13 protein-coding genes are annotated in these 18,315 nt (G+C 61.6%); 7 read left to right on the top strand and 6 right to left on the bottom strand.

The window, feature by feature from the left end; translation table 11 throughout:
• Positions 1-101 precede the first annotated feature (101 nt).
• From AB8E48_RS05925 to AB8E48_RS05915, 3 genes are all read left to right on the top strand, one after another.
• Positions 102-311, top strand: a complete 210-nt coding sequence (locus tag AB8E48_RS05925; RefSeq protein ID WP_005504588.1) for a DUF3073 domain-containing protein — start codon at positions 102-104, stop codon at positions 309-311.
• A 324-nt stretch (positions 312-635) separates the two neighbouring features.
• Complete coding sequence (locus AB8E48_RS05920; RefSeq protein WP_368886085.1) at positions 636-1,706, top strand: phosphodiester glycosidase family protein; 1,071 nt, start codon at positions 636-638, stop codon at positions 1,704-1,706.
• Positions 1,703-2,896 (top strand): glycosyltransferase, encoded by a 1,194-nt coding sequence (locus tag AB8E48_RS05915; protein ID WP_368886084.1) that lies wholly within the window; start codon positions 1,703-1,705, stop codon positions 2,894-2,896. The genes AB8E48_RS05920 and AB8E48_RS05915 overlap by 4 nt, the downstream gene beginning before the upstream one ends.
• Positions 2,897-3,116: 220 nt before the next feature.
• Here AB8E48_RS05915 and AB8E48_RS05910 read toward each other — a convergent pair whose 3' ends face one another.
• Complete coding sequence (locus AB8E48_RS05910) at positions 3,117-4,835, bottom strand: S8 family peptidase (protein WP_368886083.1); 1,719 nt, start codon at positions 4,833-4,835, stop codon at positions 3,117-3,119.
• 620 nt (positions 4,836-5,455) lie between these two features.
• Here AB8E48_RS05910 and AB8E48_RS05905 point away from each other — a divergent pair.
• On the top strand, positions 5,456-7,363 hold the full coding sequence (locus AB8E48_RS05905; protein ID WP_368886082.1) for a S8 family peptidase: 1,908 nt from the start codon (positions 5,456-5,458) through the stop codon (positions 7,361-7,363).
• A 96-nt stretch (positions 7,364-7,459) separates the two neighbouring features.
• Here the strand turns inward: AB8E48_RS05905 and AB8E48_RS05900 are convergent, their stop codons facing one another.
• The 5 genes from AB8E48_RS05900 to AB8E48_RS05880 form a co-directional block, all read right to left on the bottom strand.
• On the bottom strand, positions 7,460-9,391 hold the full coding sequence (locus tag AB8E48_RS05900; protein WP_368886081.1) for a S8 family peptidase: 1,932 nt from the start codon (positions 9,389-9,391) through the stop codon (positions 7,460-7,462).
• 643 nt (positions 9,392-10,034) lie between these two features.
• A complete protein-coding gene (gene purM / locus AB8E48_RS05895; RefSeq protein ID WP_044150117.1) occupies positions 10,035-11,180 on the bottom strand; it encodes a phosphoribosylformylglycinamidine cyclo-ligase in 1,146 nt (381 codons plus the stop codon).
• Positions 11,181-12,932, bottom strand: a complete 1,752-nt coding sequence (purF, locus tag AB8E48_RS05890; RefSeq protein ID WP_314668051.1) for an amidophosphoribosyltransferase — start codon at positions 12,930-12,932, stop codon at positions 11,181-11,183. It lies immediately after the preceding gene.
• Positions 12,933-13,172: 240 nt separating this feature from the next.
• Positions 13,173-13,640: a sterol carrier family protein gene (locus AB8E48_RS05885; protein WP_368886080.1), complete on the bottom strand. Its 468-nt coding sequence runs from the start codon at positions 13,638-13,640 to the stop codon at positions 13,173-13,175.
• A gap of 2 nt (positions 13,641-13,642) precedes the next feature.
• Positions 13,643-14,770 carry an asparaginase gene (locus tag AB8E48_RS05880; protein ID WP_368886079.1) on the bottom strand — a complete coding sequence of 376 codons (1,128 nt, stop codon included), beginning with the start codon at positions 14,768-14,770 and terminating at the stop codon, positions 13,643-13,645.
• Positions 14,771-15,320: 550 nt separating this feature from the next.
• Between AB8E48_RS05880 and AB8E48_RS05875 the strand changes: the two genes are divergently transcribed.
• From AB8E48_RS05875 to AB8E48_RS05865, 3 genes are all read left to right on the top strand, one after another.
• Positions 15,321-15,656, top strand: coding sequence for a hypothetical protein (locus tag AB8E48_RS05875; protein ID WP_368886078.1), 336 nt, complete (start codon positions 15,321-15,323; stop codon positions 15,654-15,656).
• 149 nt (positions 15,657-15,805) lie between these two features.
• The gene (purD, locus tag AB8E48_RS05870) at positions 15,806-17,089 is read left to right on the top strand and encodes a phosphoribosylamine--glycine ligase (RefSeq protein WP_368886077.1); all 1,284 of its coding nucleotides are present in this window, start codon (positions 15,806-15,808) and stop codon (positions 17,087-17,089) included.
• Positions 17,090-17,358: 269 nt separating this feature from the next.
• Entirely contained in the window at positions 17,359-18,285 is a 927-nt protein-coding gene (locus AB8E48_RS05865; RefSeq protein WP_049331615.1) for a phosphoribosylaminoimidazolesuccinocarboxamide synthase, read from the top strand.
• The last annotated feature ends 30 nt before the right edge of the window (positions 18,286-18,315 follow it).

The raw sequence follows: 18,315 nt of genomic DNA, 5'->3' as shown, positions 1-18,315 counted from the left end.
AACAGGGTACTCTATAGTGTAGTAAAGACTGTTGAACGATCCGAGAGCGATGCGCCGCGCGTGCTGTTCGCCTCGGACAGGATGAAAGAGGGGGTCACGCCATGGGGCGCGGCCGTCAGAAGGCTAAAGCAACAAGGCAGGCTCGGGAGATGAAGTACTTCAGCCCCGAGACCGACTACAGCGCGCTCGAGCGCGAGCTGAGCAGCGCGAAGAAAACGAAGTCCTCCGATTCGTCCCGCCGTCGCTATGACGACGAGGACGACTACTCGGCATACGCAGAAAAGTACGCGTCCTACGAGGATGAGGCATAAAGAATACGCGGATTGATTCGGTGCATATCGACCGAGCGTATTGTATAGACGATGAACCGGCTTGAGGCCCCGCACGGGGTGCTCAGCCGGTTTTTTCGTGCCCTCTGAGGTGGCCTGTGGGTCGGGGGAGGGGCGGGTTACCCGCGGGGTTCCTTAGCTAGATGGAACACAAAGCCAGTGCACATGTTTATACATGGGTACGCATAGCATCATCTGGTAATACAGCATAAGTAGTAATAAAAAAGTTTGAAATGAATAAGCATACATAGCTCCTGCACAGCTTAGTCATGCCTGGCACAGAGAATAGCCCGGCATTCTAGAGACATGAACAACGAACAGAACATGACTCAGAACATTGACCAGACCACCCAGACCGCGGCAGAACAAGCAACCGCCGCACAAACCGCAGCAGAGCAGAAGCTAGCCAAGAAGAAGCTCACCCGTCGAATCTTCATCGGCGGCGGCCTCGGCGCACTCGCAGTAGTCGGCGGCGGCGCAGGTTGGGCATACAACCGCTACCTGGCAGAGCACACCGAAATCGAAGACACCACCGCCTACGAGGCGGCAGCAGCCCAGGCAAACGCAAGTGCCTCCGGCTCCGCCACGGCAGACCCCACCGAACTGACCGGCGTGAAGGTTAACGGCCAGAGCCTCACCGCTAACGAAGGCTCGATCACCATCACCTCCACCACCACCGGCAGCGGCTCCGATGCGGTCGTCTCCTTCGTAGCAGACATCAAGCTCGACAACGCAACCCTGCTGCGAAGCGCCTTCGCGAACAACAAGTTCGGCCAGAACATCATCGACACCCCCTCGAACATTGCCTCGGAGCACAACGGCATCTGGGCGATCAACGGTGACTACTACGGCTTCCGTACCACCGGCATCGTAATCCGAAACGGTGTTGTCTACCGTGACTCCGGCGCTCGCGAGGGTTTGGCTTTCTACCGCGACGGCTCCGTCAAGCTCTACGACGAAACCGCAACCAACGCCCAGACCCTCGTCAACGAAGGCGTATGGAACACCCTCTCCTTCGGTCCCGCGCTGGTCAAGGACTCCGCGGTTGTCGACGGCATCGACAGCGTCGAGGTGGACACCAACTTCGGTAACCACTCCATCCAGGGCAACCAGCCGCGAACCGGCGTGGGCGTGCTCGGCACCAACCACCTGGTCTTCATCGTGGTTGACGGCCGCTCCACCAACTACTCGCGCGGCGTGACCATGCCCGAGTTCGCCCAGATGTTCAAGGACCTCGGCTGCGTCAGCGCCTACAACCTGGACGGTGGCGGCTCCTCCGCCATGGTCTTCAACAACCAGCTGGTCAACCGCCCGCAGGGTGGCACTAAGGAGCGTGGCACCAGTGACATCCTCTACATTGCAGGGAGCGCATCGTGATAATCCTGATACCCGCCTATAAGCCGGATCAGTCACTGGTCCGCCTTGCCCGGGCCCTGCGCGAACAGGATCCTAACGCCGAAATCCTCGTCATTGACGACGGATCCGGCAGCACCTACGCACCGATCTTTACCGAACTGCGTATCGACGGCGTGACCGTGCAGACCCACTCCGTCAACAAGGGCAAGGGTGCGGCACTGCGCACCGGCATCGCCTGGGCGAAGGCAAACCGCCCCGGCGAGGTCATCGTCACCGCCGATGCGGACGGCCAGCACCTACCCCAGGACATCTTCCGTGTGGGTGTGCGCACCGAAACCGCGGCGGCGGCAGGCCAGAAGAGCATCGTCCTCGGTGTGCGTACCAAGCCCGACCCCAACGCCGGCGAAGAAGGCACCAAGGTGCCGCTGCGCTCCAAGATTGGTAACAGCGTAACCGTAGGCTTTTTCGCCCTGGCGACCGGCGCCCGCGTGGCAGACACCCAGACTGGCCTGCGCGGCTTCACCCCGCAGATCCTGGACTGGCTGCTGCAGATCCCCGGCGATAAGTACGAGTACGAGTTCTCCATGCTGCTGCGCGCAACCCGCGCAGACGTGGACCTGGTGCAGGTGCCCATCGTGAAGGTCTACGAGCCGGGTAACCCGACCAGCCACTTTAGGCCCCTGCAGGACTCGGCGCTCATCTACGCACCGCTGCTCGCCTTCCTGGCGTCGTCTTTCCTGACCGGCTTCCTCGTGGATGCTATCGCCCTCTTCGTCCTGGTGGGTCTGGGTGCTCCGCTGCTTGCCGCCGTGGTCGGTGCACGTGTTATCTCGGCGCTGACAAACTTCACCGTCAACCGAATGCTCATGCACGACGGAGGCGCACGCCCCTCGGCATCCTCTTCGCTGGTGCGGTACGCCGTGCTGGCGGTGGGTATCCTCGCAGCCAACGCGGCTCTGATGGAAACCCTGACCGGCCTGGGCGCGTCCCTGCTGGTCGCCAAAATCCTGACCGAGCTGTTCCTCATTCCGGTCAGCTTCGCGGTCCAGCGCCGCTGGGTTTTTCTACCCACCCAGCGTCAGGAAAACCCGAGAGAAAAGGCGGTGGCAACCAACGCACCCTCGGGTCTGCGTGCGGTCAGCTACGAGTCCGCTCGCGTGGAGGCTGCCGGTATCCGTACCGGTGTGCGCGCCTCCCAGGTACGCCCCTAGCTCGTCTACCCTAGCGTCCAGCTCGCTGGGGGCGTACCCCAAGATTTCTCCCACCCGTCAGTCGTGAGGGTGGGTGGGAGAAGTAAGCTGCCGCATCAAAAGCGGCAGCGTTCTGTTCACGAAAAGCCCCCGCTGAGAAAAACTCAGCGGGGGCTTTTTGTATATATCGGCCTTTCAGAAGCCTATTGGCTCACCGGCTTCCGAACTGGCAACATACCGATTACTGACCGGGAACCAGACCGCCGGGAGTAATCAGGAACGGCGGGTTGTGGTTAACAGCCGGGTTAGTCACGTAACCAACACGAGCCGCACGGGTCGGGTGCTTGGGTGCACGCTTCGGCCAGGGCTTCGCGGTCGGGTTCGGGTCCTTCTTGCCCTGCACCATAGCCAGTGCGCTCGCCGCGTTCACAATGCCGGAACCGCAAGCGTTCACATCGCAGGTGAGCGGCTTGGAGCTCTGCTTCAGAATCTGCTTTGCACGCTCAGCGGTCAGCGAGGGATCCACGGACTTCATCAGAGCAATCACGCCAGCAACCTGGGGCGCTGCCATGGAGGTGCCGTCGTACTCGGTGTAGCCCGCACCCTTGGAAACGGTGGTGCCCAGGTCCACGGTGGACATGATGCTGCTGCCGGGGGCGCTCACATCAACAAGCTTGCCGTAGTTCGAGAAGTCGCTACGCTTACCCTCCTGGTCGGTAGCGCCCACCACAATGGAGCCGCCGCAGTTCGCCGGAGCGACCTTGGAGGTGTCCTGACCGTCGTTACCCGCTGCGACCACGAGGATCGCGCCGCGCTTGTTCACCTCGGCAATAGCCTTGGAGTAGGTTGCGGGGCAGGTGCCCTCGCCGCCGAGGGAGAGGTTAATGATCTTGGCGGGGTTGGAGTTCGCGGGAACACCCTCAACGGTGCCGCCGGCTGCCCAAACCATTGCATCCGCAATGTCGGAGTCGTAGCCGCCGCACATGCCCAGGGCGCGCACGGGCAGGATCTTGGAGTTCGGTGCCACGCCGACGATGCCGCGCTTATTGTTCATAATCGCAGCGATGGAGCCGGCAACGTGGGTGCCGTGCCAGTTCGACTCGCTTGCCTCAGAGTCAGCGTCGCAGACGCCGGCTTCTTCCCAGTTGCCCTGGTCGGTCGGGTCGGAATCGCGGCCGTTGCCGTCACGGGCAATGGAAGGCTCGGTGATGAAGTCGTAGCCGGGCAGAACGTTATCGTTCAGGTCGGGGTGCTTGACGATGCCGGAGTCAATCACAGCAACGGTCACGCCAGCGCCCAGGGTGGTCTTCCACGCCTCGGGGGTTGCCAGGCCCTTGGTGCCGTGCAGGTTCCACTGCTGCGGGTACAGGGTGTCGTTCGGTGCCACAACCTGGTTCGACGCCTGAGCCGCCTGGGCTACCTGAGCCACCTTGGAGGTTGCGGCGCCACGAGTGCGTGCGTTGGAGTGGCGCAGCAGATCGGGCTCGACCGATGCGACGGACGGGTTGGAGCTCAGCGTCGCCATGTACTTCTCAGCCTGCTCTGCGGTGAGCTTGGAGGAGAGGGTCACCACGGTCGCCTTCTGGGCGGTGGTGCGTACGTAGCTGGTCTTGACCTTCAACAGTTCGTCAACGCTCTTCACGTCGGAGCTGATGCCCTGGTAGAGGGCGTCGCTCCAGGTGGCGACCTGGGTGCCTGCGGGGCTTGCCCAGTTGATGCCGCCAGAGTTCAGGGCGCTGTCGGTGTAGGTGATGACGAAGCGGTTGAAGCCTGCCTTCTGCTGACCGGAGCTGAGGGAGGAAATAGTGGTGTGCGCCTTGGAGCGTTCGGCGCCGTTAGCCTTGGCGGGTGCCGCGAAGGATGCGGGGGCGCCCAGGGTCGCGACGAGTGCTGCGGCGGTGCCCAGGCTCAGTGCGGTGCGTGCGATGCGGCGCGCTGAGGGGTGAGTGGTAAAAGACATCGGGGTCCTTTGCGTATGTGAGTGCCGGAAGCGGCAAGTGGGTTGGTCATCCACTCACATAAATGCACTTTTGAGAAAATATTTGCATTCTTTTGCATATTTGCTTGTGAGGAGCGAATAGAAAAAGAAAATGCACATCACTGCATTGATGTGTATTTTTCTCTAAACCCCCGTATGGGAGTTCTTCGGAAGTAGTTTATGTGGTGAGATATCGCTATCCTAGCACCTTTTCCCATGTATCTAGCGCCTAAAACTCGATAGTGTGGCGTAGATAATGAGATTTTTCCTTCATGTAAATGCAGATAAAGAAATGCCTAGTCGAGATATTCTTATGCCTTAAAGTAGTGATTTAAGTATTGCTCATCTTTATATAAAATGAGGTGCATCACATTGTATATTTTATTCATAAAGTAACTGAAAAATGGTGCTAGAGTATCTCACGGTGCGTACCCGTGCATGCACATTGTGAAGCCACTTCACAGCCCACACTATGCACCAACACTTCACTCTTCCGTATTCACTCGTACCGAGCACACACACAGCACTCTGCGCCCTCAACGCGAATCGGCAACGCTGCGCCGAACCGTGCATGCCCGGTACCCACTCACACAAGGACGTCTATGCTTCGCATTGCTCGCCCCTCGCAGGCACGCTCCTCACAGCGTTCCCTGCTGAGCTTCGTCACCGCAACCTGCTTGCTCTCGGCAAGCGTCATCCCCGCCGTGGCAGTACCCACCGCGCAGGCTACCCAGGCTTCTAACGCCGCGCAGGCCTCCAACACTGCACAGGCCTCCAACACTGCACAGGCCACCCAGTCCGCACCCGTGGCGTACAACCGCTTCATCATCACCTACACCGAGGACGCGAAGAACGCCGCCTCCACCGACGCCACCGCAGACCAGATTGACTGGTCCGCAGCCGCCGGTACCCAGCAGGCAACCTGGAGCGACGCACTCTACGCGGGCATCACCTCCGACGTGCAGAGCATCGACGAGCTGCTGAACATTAAGACCAGCTACGTCCGCTCCACCGCGCTGGATGCCAGCGTGGTCACCACCTCCGCGGAGCTCACCCCCGCCCAGGCGCAGCAGTACATGGACGCCCTGAGCGCGAACTCCAAGGTTGCCTCCGTGTCGCCCGATATGCGCCGCTACGCCACCGTGGATAACACCTCGGAGCCCGTCAAGATTAACGACCCGAAGATGAACCGCATGTGGTCCCTCACCGGCGAGAAGGGCGTTTCTGCGCTGGAGGCGTGGGGCACCACCCGCGGCAAGGGCGTGACCGTGGCGGTGCTGGACTCCGGCATCACCGCGCACCCTGACCTGGACGCTAACGTTCTGCCCGGCTACGACTTCATTGCCGAGTCGGCGTTCTCCAATGATGGTAACGGTCGCGACTCCGACCCGACCGACGCCGGCAACTGGACCGTAGATAACCAGTGCTTCACCGGTTCAAAGGCGACCGCCTCCGACTGGCACGGCACCCACGTGGCGGGCACCATCGCCGCTATTGCGAATAACAATGAGGGTATTGCCGGCGTGGCACCCGAGGCGAAGATTGTGCCCGTGCGCGTTCTGGGCGCCTGCGGTGGCTTCGACTCGGACATCACCGACGGCATTATTTGGGCTGCCGGCGGTAGCGTGCGCGGCGTTCCCGCAAACCAGAACCCCGCCCAGGTCATTAACATGTCCATCGGTAGCGAGGGCACCTGCACCACCCCGTACCGCCAGGCGATTGCTCAGGCGAATAAGCGCGGCTCCATCGTGGTTGTCGCCGCGGGTAACAATAACTTTGACGCATCGAAGTCCAGCCCCGGCAACTGCGAGGATGTCATCAACGTGGGCGCGACCGATAAGAACGGCAAACGCTCCTATTTCTCTAACTACGGCTCCCGCGTGGACGTGAGCGCACCCGGCGGCGACCGCCGCTACTGGGGTGGCGGTATCCTCTCCACTCTGAACGCCGGCAAGACCGCTCCCGGTAAGGCTGACTACGCCGAGTACCAGGGCACTTCGATGGCGGCACCGCACGTTGCCGGTATTGTGGCGCTCATGAAGGCGGTCGACCCGAAGCTGACCTACGCGCAGACGAAGAAGGTTCTGCAGTCCACCTCTCAGGGCGTTGAGTGCGACCAGTCCGCGTGCGGTTCTGGCATTGTGAATGCGGCACGTGCGGTTCAGCAGGTCCGCTCCGACCGTGAAGCTGCGGAGGCTGCCGCAGCTGAGGCGGCACGTAAGAAGGCGGCAGAGGAGGCCGCACGTAAGAAGGCGGCTGAAGAAGCAGCTCGCAAGAAGGCTGAAGAGGACGCTAAGCGTCACCAGACCCCTGCACCGAAGGTGACCCCGGCTCCGGCTCCGAAGACTAACCGCCCGGTGACCCGCCCGTCCCGCCCGGTGACTCGCCCCTCGTACCCGTCGCGTCCGCGTCACGGTCACACTCCGCGTTACCGCTCCTGGCACGGTTCTTCTGCGAACACCTACCCGAGCAGTGGTTACTTGGGTTTCGCTTCCGGTAATCACCGCTAGTCGAAACTCTTTTTAGATACGAAAAGCCCCCGATGAGTTCTTTCATCGGGGGCTTCGCTATGCACGTGAACCGGGTCTGGCTACGCTATGGGTAGCTTAGTGCTGCTCGTCTGCCTCGCGGGGCTTCTGTGCGGGGTTGGTGACCAGCGGCTCGTCCTGGGTGACGGGCTCGGCGTCACCGTTCAGGTCTTGGACCTGGGCATCTTCGGGGATTTCCATGGCGGGGGCGCCGGGAATTCGGTCGTAGTCGCCGGTGAGGGTCTCGCCGTTGGTTCCTGCCGCCTGCGCTGTTGCGGTAGTAGTTGCCTCTGCAGCTTCACCGGTACCGTCCGCAATCTTGGTGTTAGATGCTCCGGCGCTCAGGCCCTTAGAAATGATCTTGCGCGGTCGCAGATAGGTCACCCTGCCGTTCGCGTCCAGGTTTCCAGCCTTTTTCGCCAGGTTGAAGCTGTTGATAATGCCGCGGCTGCAGAAGATCTTGTCGCATTTGATGCGATTACCTCCCGCGAGGGTGAATGCTCTCTCGACCTGCTGAGTGGTCATGGAGGTGCCGTTGACCAGCTGCTGCGCGAGCAGAGCGGAGACGTGCGGCGCCGCCATGGAGGTGCCGCTCTCGTAGACGTAGGTGAACTTGGTGTTATCCGGGCGGTCGAGGCTGTTCACGGACAGGGAGAGGATGTTCTCACCCGGTGCGGAGATGTTGACCCTCGTACCGTAGTTGGAGAACGATGCTCGTGTACCGGCCTTGGTGGTTGCGCCAACCGTGATGACGCCCATGCAGTTGGCGGGCGCGTACTTGGAGGCGTCCGTATTGCCGTTACCTGCCGCGGCAACCACGAGTGCGCCCTTGGAACGGGCGATGTTGATGGCGCGCTGGTAGGCGGCGGGGCACTGGGTTACGGTGCCGATGGACATGTTGATGATCTTAGCGGGGTAGGTGTTGTCCGGCACGCCGTCAACGTGTCCGCCTGCAGCCCAGATGATCGCGTCGGCAATGTCGGAGGTGCGGCCACCGCAGCGGCCCAGCACGCGCACGGGCTGCACGCGGGCGAGGTCGGCGACGCCGACAATGCCCATGCCGTTGTTACCGCGTGCGCCGATAATGCCCGCCACGTGGGTGCCGTGCCAGGTGGAGGTGTGGGCGTTCGCCTGGTCCTTACAGAGGTTGTAGGGTGCGTAGTCGCCTTCATCCAGGGGGTTGGGGTCGCGGCCGTTGCCGTCGCGGGCACTGAGCGGGTCGCTGACGAAGTCGTAGCCGTTCGCCATGCCGGTGACCAGGTCGGGGTGCGGCACGTAGCCGGTGTCGAGCACGGCGACCTTCACGTTTGCGCCGCGGCGCAGGCGCGCGTTACCGGTGTTCTGCACGCCGGTGGTGGGGTTGGTGAGGTTCCACTGCTTGCTGTACTGCGGGTCGTTGAACTGGAAGGTGATGTCGCCTTCTGCTGCGGGGTAGTTGATGTAGTCGGGCTCGACGGAGGCCACGTCCGGGTCGGAGGCGACTTTCGCCATGAACTCCTTTGCCTCGGTTTTGTTGAGGGTTTTGGAGGTCTGGATGACGGCGTCATCGGTGGAGGTGTTGTGCAGGAGCTTGGTGTCGACGTTCATCGCTTCGCTGGCGACATCGACGGTGTCCATAATGTCGTCCGCAATGCCGTGGACTGCGTCCCACTCGCCGTCACGCAGCGTTTTGCGCTGCTTGGCTTCGTTGGTGTAGGTAACGATGAATCGGTCAAAGTTCTGCTGGGGGAGCGTGCCGGGTGCTGCGGCGGTGGGGGTGTTGGGGCGTACCGCGCTGTCGCGAGTGAGGGTTAAGGGGCTGACGGGGCCTTCGATCTGGGGTGCCGCCTGAGCTGCTGCCAGGATGGCTTCGTCGCTGGGTGCCTGCGCGAGGACGGTGGGCAGGTCGCCTCCGAAGAGGATGGCGCCGGCGGCGAGCAGGCTCAGTGCCGTGCGTGCGGGGCGCTTGCGGCGGGTGCAGGGGTGAGGAGGTGTTTCGGTGCGGCGTGCGTCGATGTATGGAAGCCTCATCTGGTTCTCCTGATGTAGGTGGTATGCGGACTGTGCGATGCGTACTGGTGTTTCCGTCTGTAGGTGCACGGGGTGCGGATAGGGTTTTTACGGGGTGGCAAAAGGGGCCTGATTTTGGGCGCGCTGAAGTAATGAATGGGGTGAGGGAATAGCGTTTTGTGGACCCTTTTTTCGTACCGGAAGAACTCTTTTTTGGACGGTGTGCAACGTACGTTTCTAAGGTATCACTTCAAGGTGAGCTTGAGGGATTTTTGAGGTACTTTTCACGGGTTAATGTGCAGAAAATCAACCCGTGGAGGCTGAATAGTGCCCAATAGTTGAGAGTTTATGTAGGTAAAGCTTGAGGGTTAGGGTGTGTGATGTGGGCTGCGTGGCGCCTCTTGCGAGCTGGAGAGAAAAGTAAATGTTTTAACACTGCAGTGTAAGCACTGGAATGCATTAAAAATGCAGTTGATAGCAAAAAATAAAAATAGCCTGAAATACGCGCGAAATTAAATAAAAACCCGGTAGTAAAAACACCGGGCAGCGCACCACCGGTAGACACACAAAAACCGGGGCGGCCACCGTAGAGGTGACCGCCCCGGCATCAGCAATTATCAGCACCAGTCAGGCTGGCGCTCGCTCACTGTGTGAAGAAGCGTCCCTAGGAAGCGTAGGAGCCCAGCAAGCGAACCGCGCCGCCGTCCACGCCCTTAGCACCCTGAATGTAGTCGGCGCTGTTTGCCTCGGGCTCGCCGGCGGCAACAACATCGCCCATGATCCAGGAGGGGATACCGCGGTCGTTCAGACGCTTGGTAGCAGCCTCAGCCACGGAGGGGTCAACGATAGCAATCATGCCCACGCCCAGGTTCAGGGTGCGCTCCAGGTCGGCAAGGGGCACGTTGCCCAGCGAGCCGATCAGGGAGAAGATGGCGGGAATCTGCCAGGTGGAGCGGTCCACGCGACCCTCCAGGCCCTGAGGCAGAACGCGAGCCAGGTTAGCAGCCAGGCCGCCGCCGGTCACGTGCGAGAAGCCGCGCACACCGCTGCCGGTGGTGCCGTCTTCGCCGTTGACGGGGAACGCCGCCGCCAGGTCCAGGCAGTCCGCTGCGTACACGCGGGTGGGTTCGAGCAGTTCCTCACCGATGGTGCGGCCCAGCTCGTCCACCTGGCGCTCCAGGCCCCAACCGGCAACGTTCAGGACCTTGCGGACCAGGGAGTAGCCGTTGGAGTGAATGCCGGAGGACGCCATAGCGATTAGTACGTCGCCTTCGCGCACGCGGTCGGGGCCGAGCAACTCGTCTGCCTCGACCAGGCCGGTTGCTGCGCCCGCAACGTCGTACTCGTCTTCAGCGAGCAGACCGGGGTGCTCAGCGGTCTCGCCGCCAACCAGGGCGGTACCAGCCTGTGCACATGCGCCAGCGATACCGCGCACAATGTCAGCGATACGCTCGGGAACGACCTTGCCGGTGGCAATGTAGTCGGTCATGAACAGCGGCTTCGCACCGCACACGACGATGTCGTCCACGACCATGCCGACCAGGTCGTAGCCGATGGTGTCGTGAATATCCAGAGCCTGCGCGATAGCGACCTTGGTGCCCACACCGTCGGTGGAGGTAGCCAGGTAGGGCTTGCGGTACTTGACCAGCTCAGAGACGTCGTACAGGCCCGCGAAGCCGCCCACGCCACCAACGACGGAGGAGTTGTGGGTCGCCTTGATAGCGCCCTTCATCAGCTCAACGGCGCGATCGCCAGCCTCTACGTCAACGCCTGCGCTCGCGTAGGTTACGGTGGTGGTGTTCTCGCTCATTTAGGATTCCTTCGGGGTAGTGGTAGCGGAGGAGTTTGCGGGGGTGCGGTCCTGCTCGGTGAGCAATGCCTCGAGGTCGGCGTCGGGGCCGGGGTTGCACATGCCCATGCCGGCATCGTCTGCGGCAACCTGTACTGCGGAGGCGTCGAACTTCGTCTCGAGAGTTTCGGTGCCTTCGCGGGTCTCAATGGAGACCGCCTCGGCGTGCTCGGGCTTGGAGGGGACGGGGCGTTCCACGGTCACTTCTGCCGCCTTACCGGCGAGGGGGCCGCCCTTGCCCTTCTCTTCGGAGTCGAAGAGGGACTTGCCGCGTCGTTCCTCGCTGGGCAGCTCAATCGGGTATTCGCCGGTGAAGCATGCGGTACACATGTTTTCGGCGGGCTGCTCGGTGGCTGCCATCATGCCGTCCTGGGAGATGAAACCGAGGGAATCGGCGCCCAGGGAGGAGGCGATTTCGTCCACGGACAGGCCGTTCGCAATCAGCTCTGCGCGGGAAGCGAAGTCAATACCGTAGAAGCAGGGCCACTTCACGGGCGGGGAGGAAATACGAACGTGCACTTCCTTCGCGCCTGCTTCGCGGAGCATACGCACCAGGGCGCGCTGGGTGTTACCGCGAACGATGGAGTCGTCAATCACGACGAGGCGCTTGCCTGCAACCACGGACTTGAGCGGGTTCAGCTTGAGTCGAATACCCAGCTGGCGGATGGTCTGCGAGGGCTGAATGAAGGTTCGACCCACGTAAGCGTTCTTGACCAGGCCGTTACCGTAGGGAATGCCGGACTCTTCGGCGTAACCAATCGCGGCGGGAACACCGGATTCGGGGGTGGGCATGACCAGGTCAGCATCGACGGCGTGCTCGCGGGCGAGCTGACGGCCCATCTCTACGCGGGATTCGTAGACGCTACGGCCGGAGATGGTGGTGTCCGGGCGGGCGAGGTAAACGTACTCGAAGACGCAGCCGGCGGGCTTTGCCTCAGCGAAGCGCTGGGAACGCAGGCCGTTCTCGTCGATGGTAATGAATTCGCCGGGCTCAACTTCGCGCACGAAGGACGCGCCGACAATGTCCAGTGCCGCGGTTTCGGAGGCGACAACCCAGCCGCGCTCCAGGCGACCGAGCACCAGCGGGCGAACGCCCTGCGGGTCGCGTGCGGCGTAGAGGGTGTTCTCATCCATGAAGGTGAGGCAGAAAGCACCGCGCAGGGTGGGCAGCAGGTCAAGTGCTGCTTCTTCGAGGGAATCGAAGTCGTGCTCCGCCAGCAGGGCGGTGACGAGCGCGGTGTCGGTGGTGTTGCCCTGGGCGAGCTCGCCGTGCTTGGGAGGCTTGCCGCCATTCTTGGCAATCACTCGGTCGTAAAGGTCAGCCGAGTTGGTGAGGTTACCGTTGTGCGCCAGGCAGAGCGTGCCGTGCGGGGTGGTACCGAGGGTGGGCTGTGCGTTAGCCCAGTGGGATGCGCCGGTGGTGGAGTATCGGGCGTGGCCGATAGCGTGGTCGCCGGGCATGGAGCTGAGAGTGGCTTCGTCAAAGACCTGGGAGACGAGTCCCATATCTTTGTACACGTGGATGCGTTTGCCGTTGCTGGTTGCGATACCTGCTGATTCCTGGCCGCGGTGCTGGAGTGCGTACAGGCCGTAGTAGGTTAGCTTTGCCACGTCCTCGCCGGGTGCCCAGACGCCGAAGACGCCGCAGGCGTCCTTGGGGCCGTGGTCAATCGGATCGAGGTCGTGAGTGAGTTTTCCGTCGGGGCGAATCAATTCACTTCTTTTCGACGTTGGGACTGCGGATGCGTCTGCGCAGGCGCAAGACGGACGTGTGTTTCTGTACTCGCACCTGCCTGTGTGTGCGGTAGCATACACCAGACCTTTAAAAGTGTACCGGGTTTCAATGTAGACGTGGTGAAGGATACGCTAAATACCTCAGTATGGACCACTAGAACAGGCAACAAACACGCCAAATTACGAAAACTGCGTGGACCTGCGGGCTCGTAGCAAATTCTAGAAGAGCGGAAGAAGCGCCGATAAATCACTGCGCTCGCCCGACGCATCAAGCGCACCGGCACCCACCGCCTGCTCCCACGAACAGGCACCCAGCACCAGCGCCGCCCACACGAGCGGGCGCGCCTCCACAACGGACGGGGGAGTGCCGCGTGTATGGCGGGGGCCCGCCACACACTGGGTCACGCCCAGCGGGGGCACGCGCACCTCCACGCTATTGCCGGGGGCGAGGGTTGCCAGCTCTTCAAGGGTGAAGCGAACGAAGGTTGCGCGCACCGAGCGGGGGAGCGCGGCAAACGCCTGCTCCACCTCCGGGCTATTCAGCAAGTAGCTGTTCAGCAGGTACTCGCCTCGGGCGTGCGAATCTGCAGGCTCGCCGGCTGCCGCACGCTGTTCCTCAAAGAAAGCATGCACTTCGCGTACCGCCGCCATGCCGTCTGCTTCGGAGGTTTTACGTCGAATCGCCACGATTAGTCCTCTTCCGGGGCGCCGGTAGCGAGATCTTCGCGGGTGAAGAGCTCCTCATGCACGCGCAGCTCGCCGACCTCAACCGGCTTGCCATCGGCGTATCCGCCGGTCACGGGACGAACCACCAGCGCAAGCAGGCGCTCGCGCTCTTCGGCGCTCAGGTAACCGCCAGCGGCGAGCGCACGCAGAGCCACGGCGTACATGGCGCGGTGGGTGCCGTCGCTCATCTTCACCACCACGGACGCGCCCAAACGCAGACCGATGCAGAGCACACCCTCCGCGCCGCTCTTGACGATGGCGTCCAGTTCTTCGCTGAGCACGGTGTCGGGGTAGCCGGGTGCCTGAATCAGCTCGGGGTAGTCCACCATGGCGGTTGCAACCGTGGAGGCGCGCGCATCCGCCCCGAGGTTGCGGATTGCCGAGCCCAGGGCCGAGTAGGCGCGTGCGGCACCCAGCAGCGAGACCGCATGCACGGGCGCGCCGCAGCCGTCCACGCCGATGGCGGCTACCGGTTCGCCGGTGAATGCCTCGATCTCTTCGGTGATGACCTGCTGCAGCGGGTGGTTGGGGTCGAGGTAGTTGTGGAGGGTCCAGTTCTGCGAGCCTTCTTCGAGCTCGCCGCGCTCGAGCTTGGCGGTGCACGCCCACAGGAATGCGGCGTGCTTGCCGGAGCAGGGGTGCGCTAGGGCAGTAGCGGCAAGGTTCGCTTGAATCATTGCCTGACGTGCCTGCTTATCGGAGGGGAGCGCGGGCTTGAGCGCCAGGTTCGCAGAGGTGAGTGGGTTGGTTTCGGTGCTGCCCTGGGTGAGTACGTCCTGTACGGCGCGCATCTGCTCGAAGGTGCCGCGGTGCGAGCCGCAGGCGATGGCGACCTGGGAGCCGCGCAGGGGTGCGCCCGCCTTCATGGAACCAATTGCCTGTAGCGGCTTTGCGGCGGAGCGCAGGTAGAAGGGCTCATGAATATCACCGAGGGCAAGCTGAATTTCGCCGTCGGGGCCGAGCAGAATGAGGCGGCCGCGGTGGCGTGCCTCCACGAGGTTGTTGCGGGTGAGCTGCGCGAGTTCTACGTCGAAGGCGCTGCCCTGGTGGGTGGTGTGAGTGGTGGCCTGTGAGGTGGTGCTGTTGGTCATTCTTCTAGTTTAAACGGGGCGTATTGCATCGCCCTATTTGTGCGGTGAAAGGTAGCTGAAAACGGGATTTTATATGCACCTGATAAGGAGTGTGAGGAAGCGTATATCCCTCAAAAGGTTGATTTTATGAGTCACTCATTTTTATAATGGTAGGGTGCTCATCGCGCAGAACACCTTCAAAGGTGGCTCTGAGGCAAGCATCGTGAGCGAGGCACAGCCCGCACGATTCCCCTACTATAGGTAGCCTCCGCATCAACCCTGCGCACCGCATAGGACCGACCGACGTATAGACGTCACCGCCCAATATATGGCGAAGACCAAGGCAGCGGCATATGAGCTTTTTCTCCACTTACCCACCCTTGAACGGTACGCTGAGCCCTCGCGCGCTCGCTTGCCACCCCCACCCTAAACCTCACCCTTAAGGTGAATATGCCGGTACGAAGCATAGGGTTTAAAACTTGAGGGTTTACAGGGATTTTTGCACCGTCACTTTCAGCCACTTTTCTAAGTGGCTCATACGGCGCACACAATTACGTAAAGGAGTACATCCATGGCAGAGCAGAACAACACCTCTACCTCCGCACAGAACACCTCCCCCAAGGGCGGTTTGAGCGCAGAATCTGAATTCCACGCAAAGTTCTTCCCCATCCTGGCTCGCGTTGCTTCTGTGACTGCAGTGCTCATGTACGTGTTCTACTTCCCGCAGATTATCGGTAACCTGAACGGTCACAAGGGTGACTGGATCCAGCCTCTGGTTGCTGCTGTGAACTGCACCCTGTGGGTTCTGTACGGTCTGTGGCGCCCCAAGAAGGACGTCCCGATCATCATCGCGAACCTCCCGGGTATTGTCTTCGGTGGTGTGGCTGCTATTACCGCCCTCATCTAAGGTTTAGCTTGATTCGGTAGCTTCGGTTACCGCGCTGTGCGGCTCTTCTCTAGCGTGCATTCTTGCGAATGTGCCGCTACATGAGAAGGGCCGCATTTTTAGTGTGCTCAGCTCACATTTTTGAGAGGGTACCGGGTACCCTAAATAGCATGAAGGTTTTGGTACTGGGCCCCGGCGGCCGCGAACACGCAATTATTCGAGCGCTTCTGCGCGACCCTGAGGTAACTGAGGTGCACAGCGCCCCCGGCAACGCCGGTATTGCCCAGGATGTTCCCGTCCACGCAATTGATGCGAATGACCCCGCCCAGGCAACCGCCCTGGCACGCGAACTGAACGCCGACCTGGTCGTTATTGGCCCGGAGGCGCCCCTGGTCGCAGGTGTCTCCGATGCACTGCGTGAGGCGGGTTTTGACGTTTTCGGCCCCTCCGCAGCTGCCGCTCAGCTGGAGGGCTCTAAGGCTTTCGCTAAGCAGGTCATGGAAGAGGCTTCCGTGCCGACCGCTCGCGCCTACGTGGCAACGAACGCCGCTGAGGCGCAGGCGGCACTGGACGAATTCGGCGCACCCTACGTGGTCAAGGACGACGGCCTGGCTGCAGGTAAGGGCGTTGTGGTGACCGAGGACCGTGCTGCGGCGCTGGAGCACGCTCAGGCTTGCTTCAACGCTGGCGGCACCGTGGTCATCGAAGAGTTCCTGGACGGCCCCGAGGTGTCCCTCTTCGTCATCTCTGACGGTAAGAACGTTCTGCCGCTGTCCCCGGCTCAGGACTTCAAGCGCATTTTCGACAACGACGAGGGCCCGAACACCGGCGGTATGGGCGCCTACACCCCGCTTCCCTGGCTGCCCGAGGGCTTCGTACAGGAGGTCGTGGAGAAGGTTGCCCGCCCGACCGTGGCACGTATGGCTGAGCGCGGCACCCCGTTCGTGGGCGTGCTCTTCTGCGGTCTGGCTGTGACCAGCCGCGGCGTGCGCGTTATTGAGTTCAACGCCCGCTTTGGCGACCCCGAAACCCAGGCGGTTCTGGCGCGTCTGCGCACCCCGCTGGGTCAGTTGCTGCGTGCGGCTGCCCGCGGCGAAATTTCTGAGGGCACCGAGCTGGACTGGGATCCCCGCACCGCAGTGGACGTGGTCATGGCTGCTGAGAACTACCCGGACACTCCCCGCAAGGGTGACGTCATCTCCGGTCTGGACGAGGCGAACGCTCTGGAGGGCGTGCACGTGATTCACGCCGGTACCGTGGTTTCCGGCGAGGAGATTCACACTGCTGGCGGCCGCGTACTGGCTGTTGTGGCGCTCGGTGAGAACCTGGGCGCTGCCCGCGACGCCGCCTACGAGGGTGTTCGCGCTATCTCTTGGGCTGGCGCGCAGTACCGCACCGATATCGCGCTGAAGGCTGTGGAGAACCGCATCCAGATTCCCGCCCCGCGCGGCTAAAACATAAGGTGACCGGCTTCCCCGCTTGAGGGTGGGGGAGCCGGTCGCTTCTTTGCTTCTCGCTTCTTAGCTTTGTGCCGCTTCAGCTTTTCCCTGGTTCATTTCCTTGGTTCGGGGGTGCTGGCGGCGGCGACCGGGGCAGGTTGGGCTCTCAAGATTGTGCCGTATTGATGCCCAATTGGCACTATCGGGAGCCGTGCCTGTCGCGGTATTGTAATTACACAGACTTTTTGCATCCACATCACACCACCTCATCAGGAGAAATTCTCATGACTTCTCGTTCTAACCCCGTGGAGATTCCTGGCTGGACTCACATCTATTCCGGCAAGGTCCGCGACCTGTACGTTCCGAATGAGGAACGTTTTGACGCTACCGGCCTGACCGTCAATGATGACGCTGAGCTGCGTGCCGGTTCGGTCATGGTTGTTGCCTCGGACCGTATCAGCGCGTTTGACCGTATTCTGCCCACCGAGATCCCGGATAAGGGCAAGATTCTGACTCAGATGTCCCTGTGGTGGTTTGAGCAGCTTAAGCAGGTTCCGAACCATGTGCTGTCCACTGACGTTCCGGATGTTGTGGCTGGTCGAGCAATGATTTGCCGCTCCCTGAACATGTTCCCGGTTGAGTGCATTGTGCGCGGTTACCTGACCGGTTCGGGTCTGGCTGTGTACAACGAGACCGGTGAGATTGCTGGTGTGAAGCTGCCTGCGGGCCTGGTGGATGGTTCCCGCCTGGACACCCCGATTTTCACTCCGACCGGTAAGGCTGAGGTGGGTGAGCATGATGAGCTGGTGACCCGTGAGGAGCTGTACGCTGAGGTGGGTCAGCCGGTGGGTGAGCGCCTGGAGGAGCTGAGCCTGAGCCTGTACACCACTGCGGAGAAGATTGCTCGCGAGCAGGGCATTATTCTGGCGGACACCAAGATGGAGTTCGGTACTGATTCGTACCGCGGCGAGATTACCCTGGGCGATGAGGTGCTGACCCCGGATTCTTCGCGTTTCTGGGATGCTCAGCAGTACGAGCCGGGTCGTCCGCAGCCGAGCTTCGATAAGCAGTATGTGCGTGACTGGCTGCGTTCGCCGGAGTCGGGTTGGGATGGCTCGGATAACGTGCCGCACCTGCCTGAGGAGGTTGTGGAGAAGACTCGTGCGCGTTACGTTGAGGCGTATGAGCGTCTGACCGGCACAAAGTTCTAAACTCAATTTTTGAGGCTCAATAAGTCTTTG

It is taken from the genome of Rothia mucilaginosa (genome assembly GCF_964211445.1).
GTDB classification, from domain to species: Bacteria; Actinomycetota; Actinomycetes; order Actinomycetales; family Micrococcaceae; genus Rothia; species Rothia mucilaginosa_E.
The sequence above is the reverse complement of the archived record's forward strand: the minus strand, read 5'-3'. Positions and strand labels throughout refer to the sequence as shown.

What these genes read in the sequence shown, in the direction of transcription:
- AB8E48_RS05905 (WP_368886082.1), top strand. Translation starts at nt 5,456, where the DNA reads ATGCTTCGCATTGCTCGCCCCTCGCAGGCACGCTCCTCACAGCGTTCC.
- purM (WP_044150117.1), bottom strand. Translation starts at nt 11,180, where the DNA reads ATGAGCGAGAACACCACCACCGTAACCTACGCGAGCGCAGGCGTTGAC.
- AB8E48_RS05900 (WP_368886081.1), bottom strand. Translation starts at nt 9,391, where the DNA reads ATGAGGCTTCCATACATCGACGCACGCCGCACCGAAACACCTCCTCAC.
- AB8E48_RS05875 (WP_368886078.1), top strand. Translation starts at nt 15,321, where the DNA reads ATGGCAGAGCAGAACAACACCTCTACCTCCGCACAGAACACCTCCCCC.
- purD (WP_368886077.1), top strand. Translation starts at nt 15,806, where the DNA reads ATGAAGGTTTTGGTACTGGGCCCCGGCGGCCGCGAACACGCAATTATT.
- AB8E48_RS05910 (WP_368886083.1), bottom strand. Translation starts at nt 4,835, where the DNA reads ATGTCTTTTACCACTCACCCCTCAGCGCGCCGCATCGCACGCACCGCA.
- AB8E48_RS05880 (WP_368886079.1), bottom strand. Translation starts at nt 14,770, where the DNA reads ATGACCAACAGCACCACCTCACAGGCCACCACTCACACCACCCACCAG.
- AB8E48_RS05925 (WP_005504588.1), top strand. Translation starts at nt 102, where the DNA reads ATGGGGCGCGGCCGTCAGAAGGCTAAAGCAACAAGGCAGGCTCGGGAG.
- AB8E48_RS05865 (WP_049331615.1), top strand. Translation starts at nt 17,359, where the DNA reads ATGACTTCTCGTTCTAACCCCGTGGAGATTCCTGGCTGGACTCACATC.
- AB8E48_RS05920 (WP_368886085.1), top strand. Translation starts at nt 636, where the DNA reads ATGAACAACGAACAGAACATGACTCAGAACATTGACCAGACCACCCAG.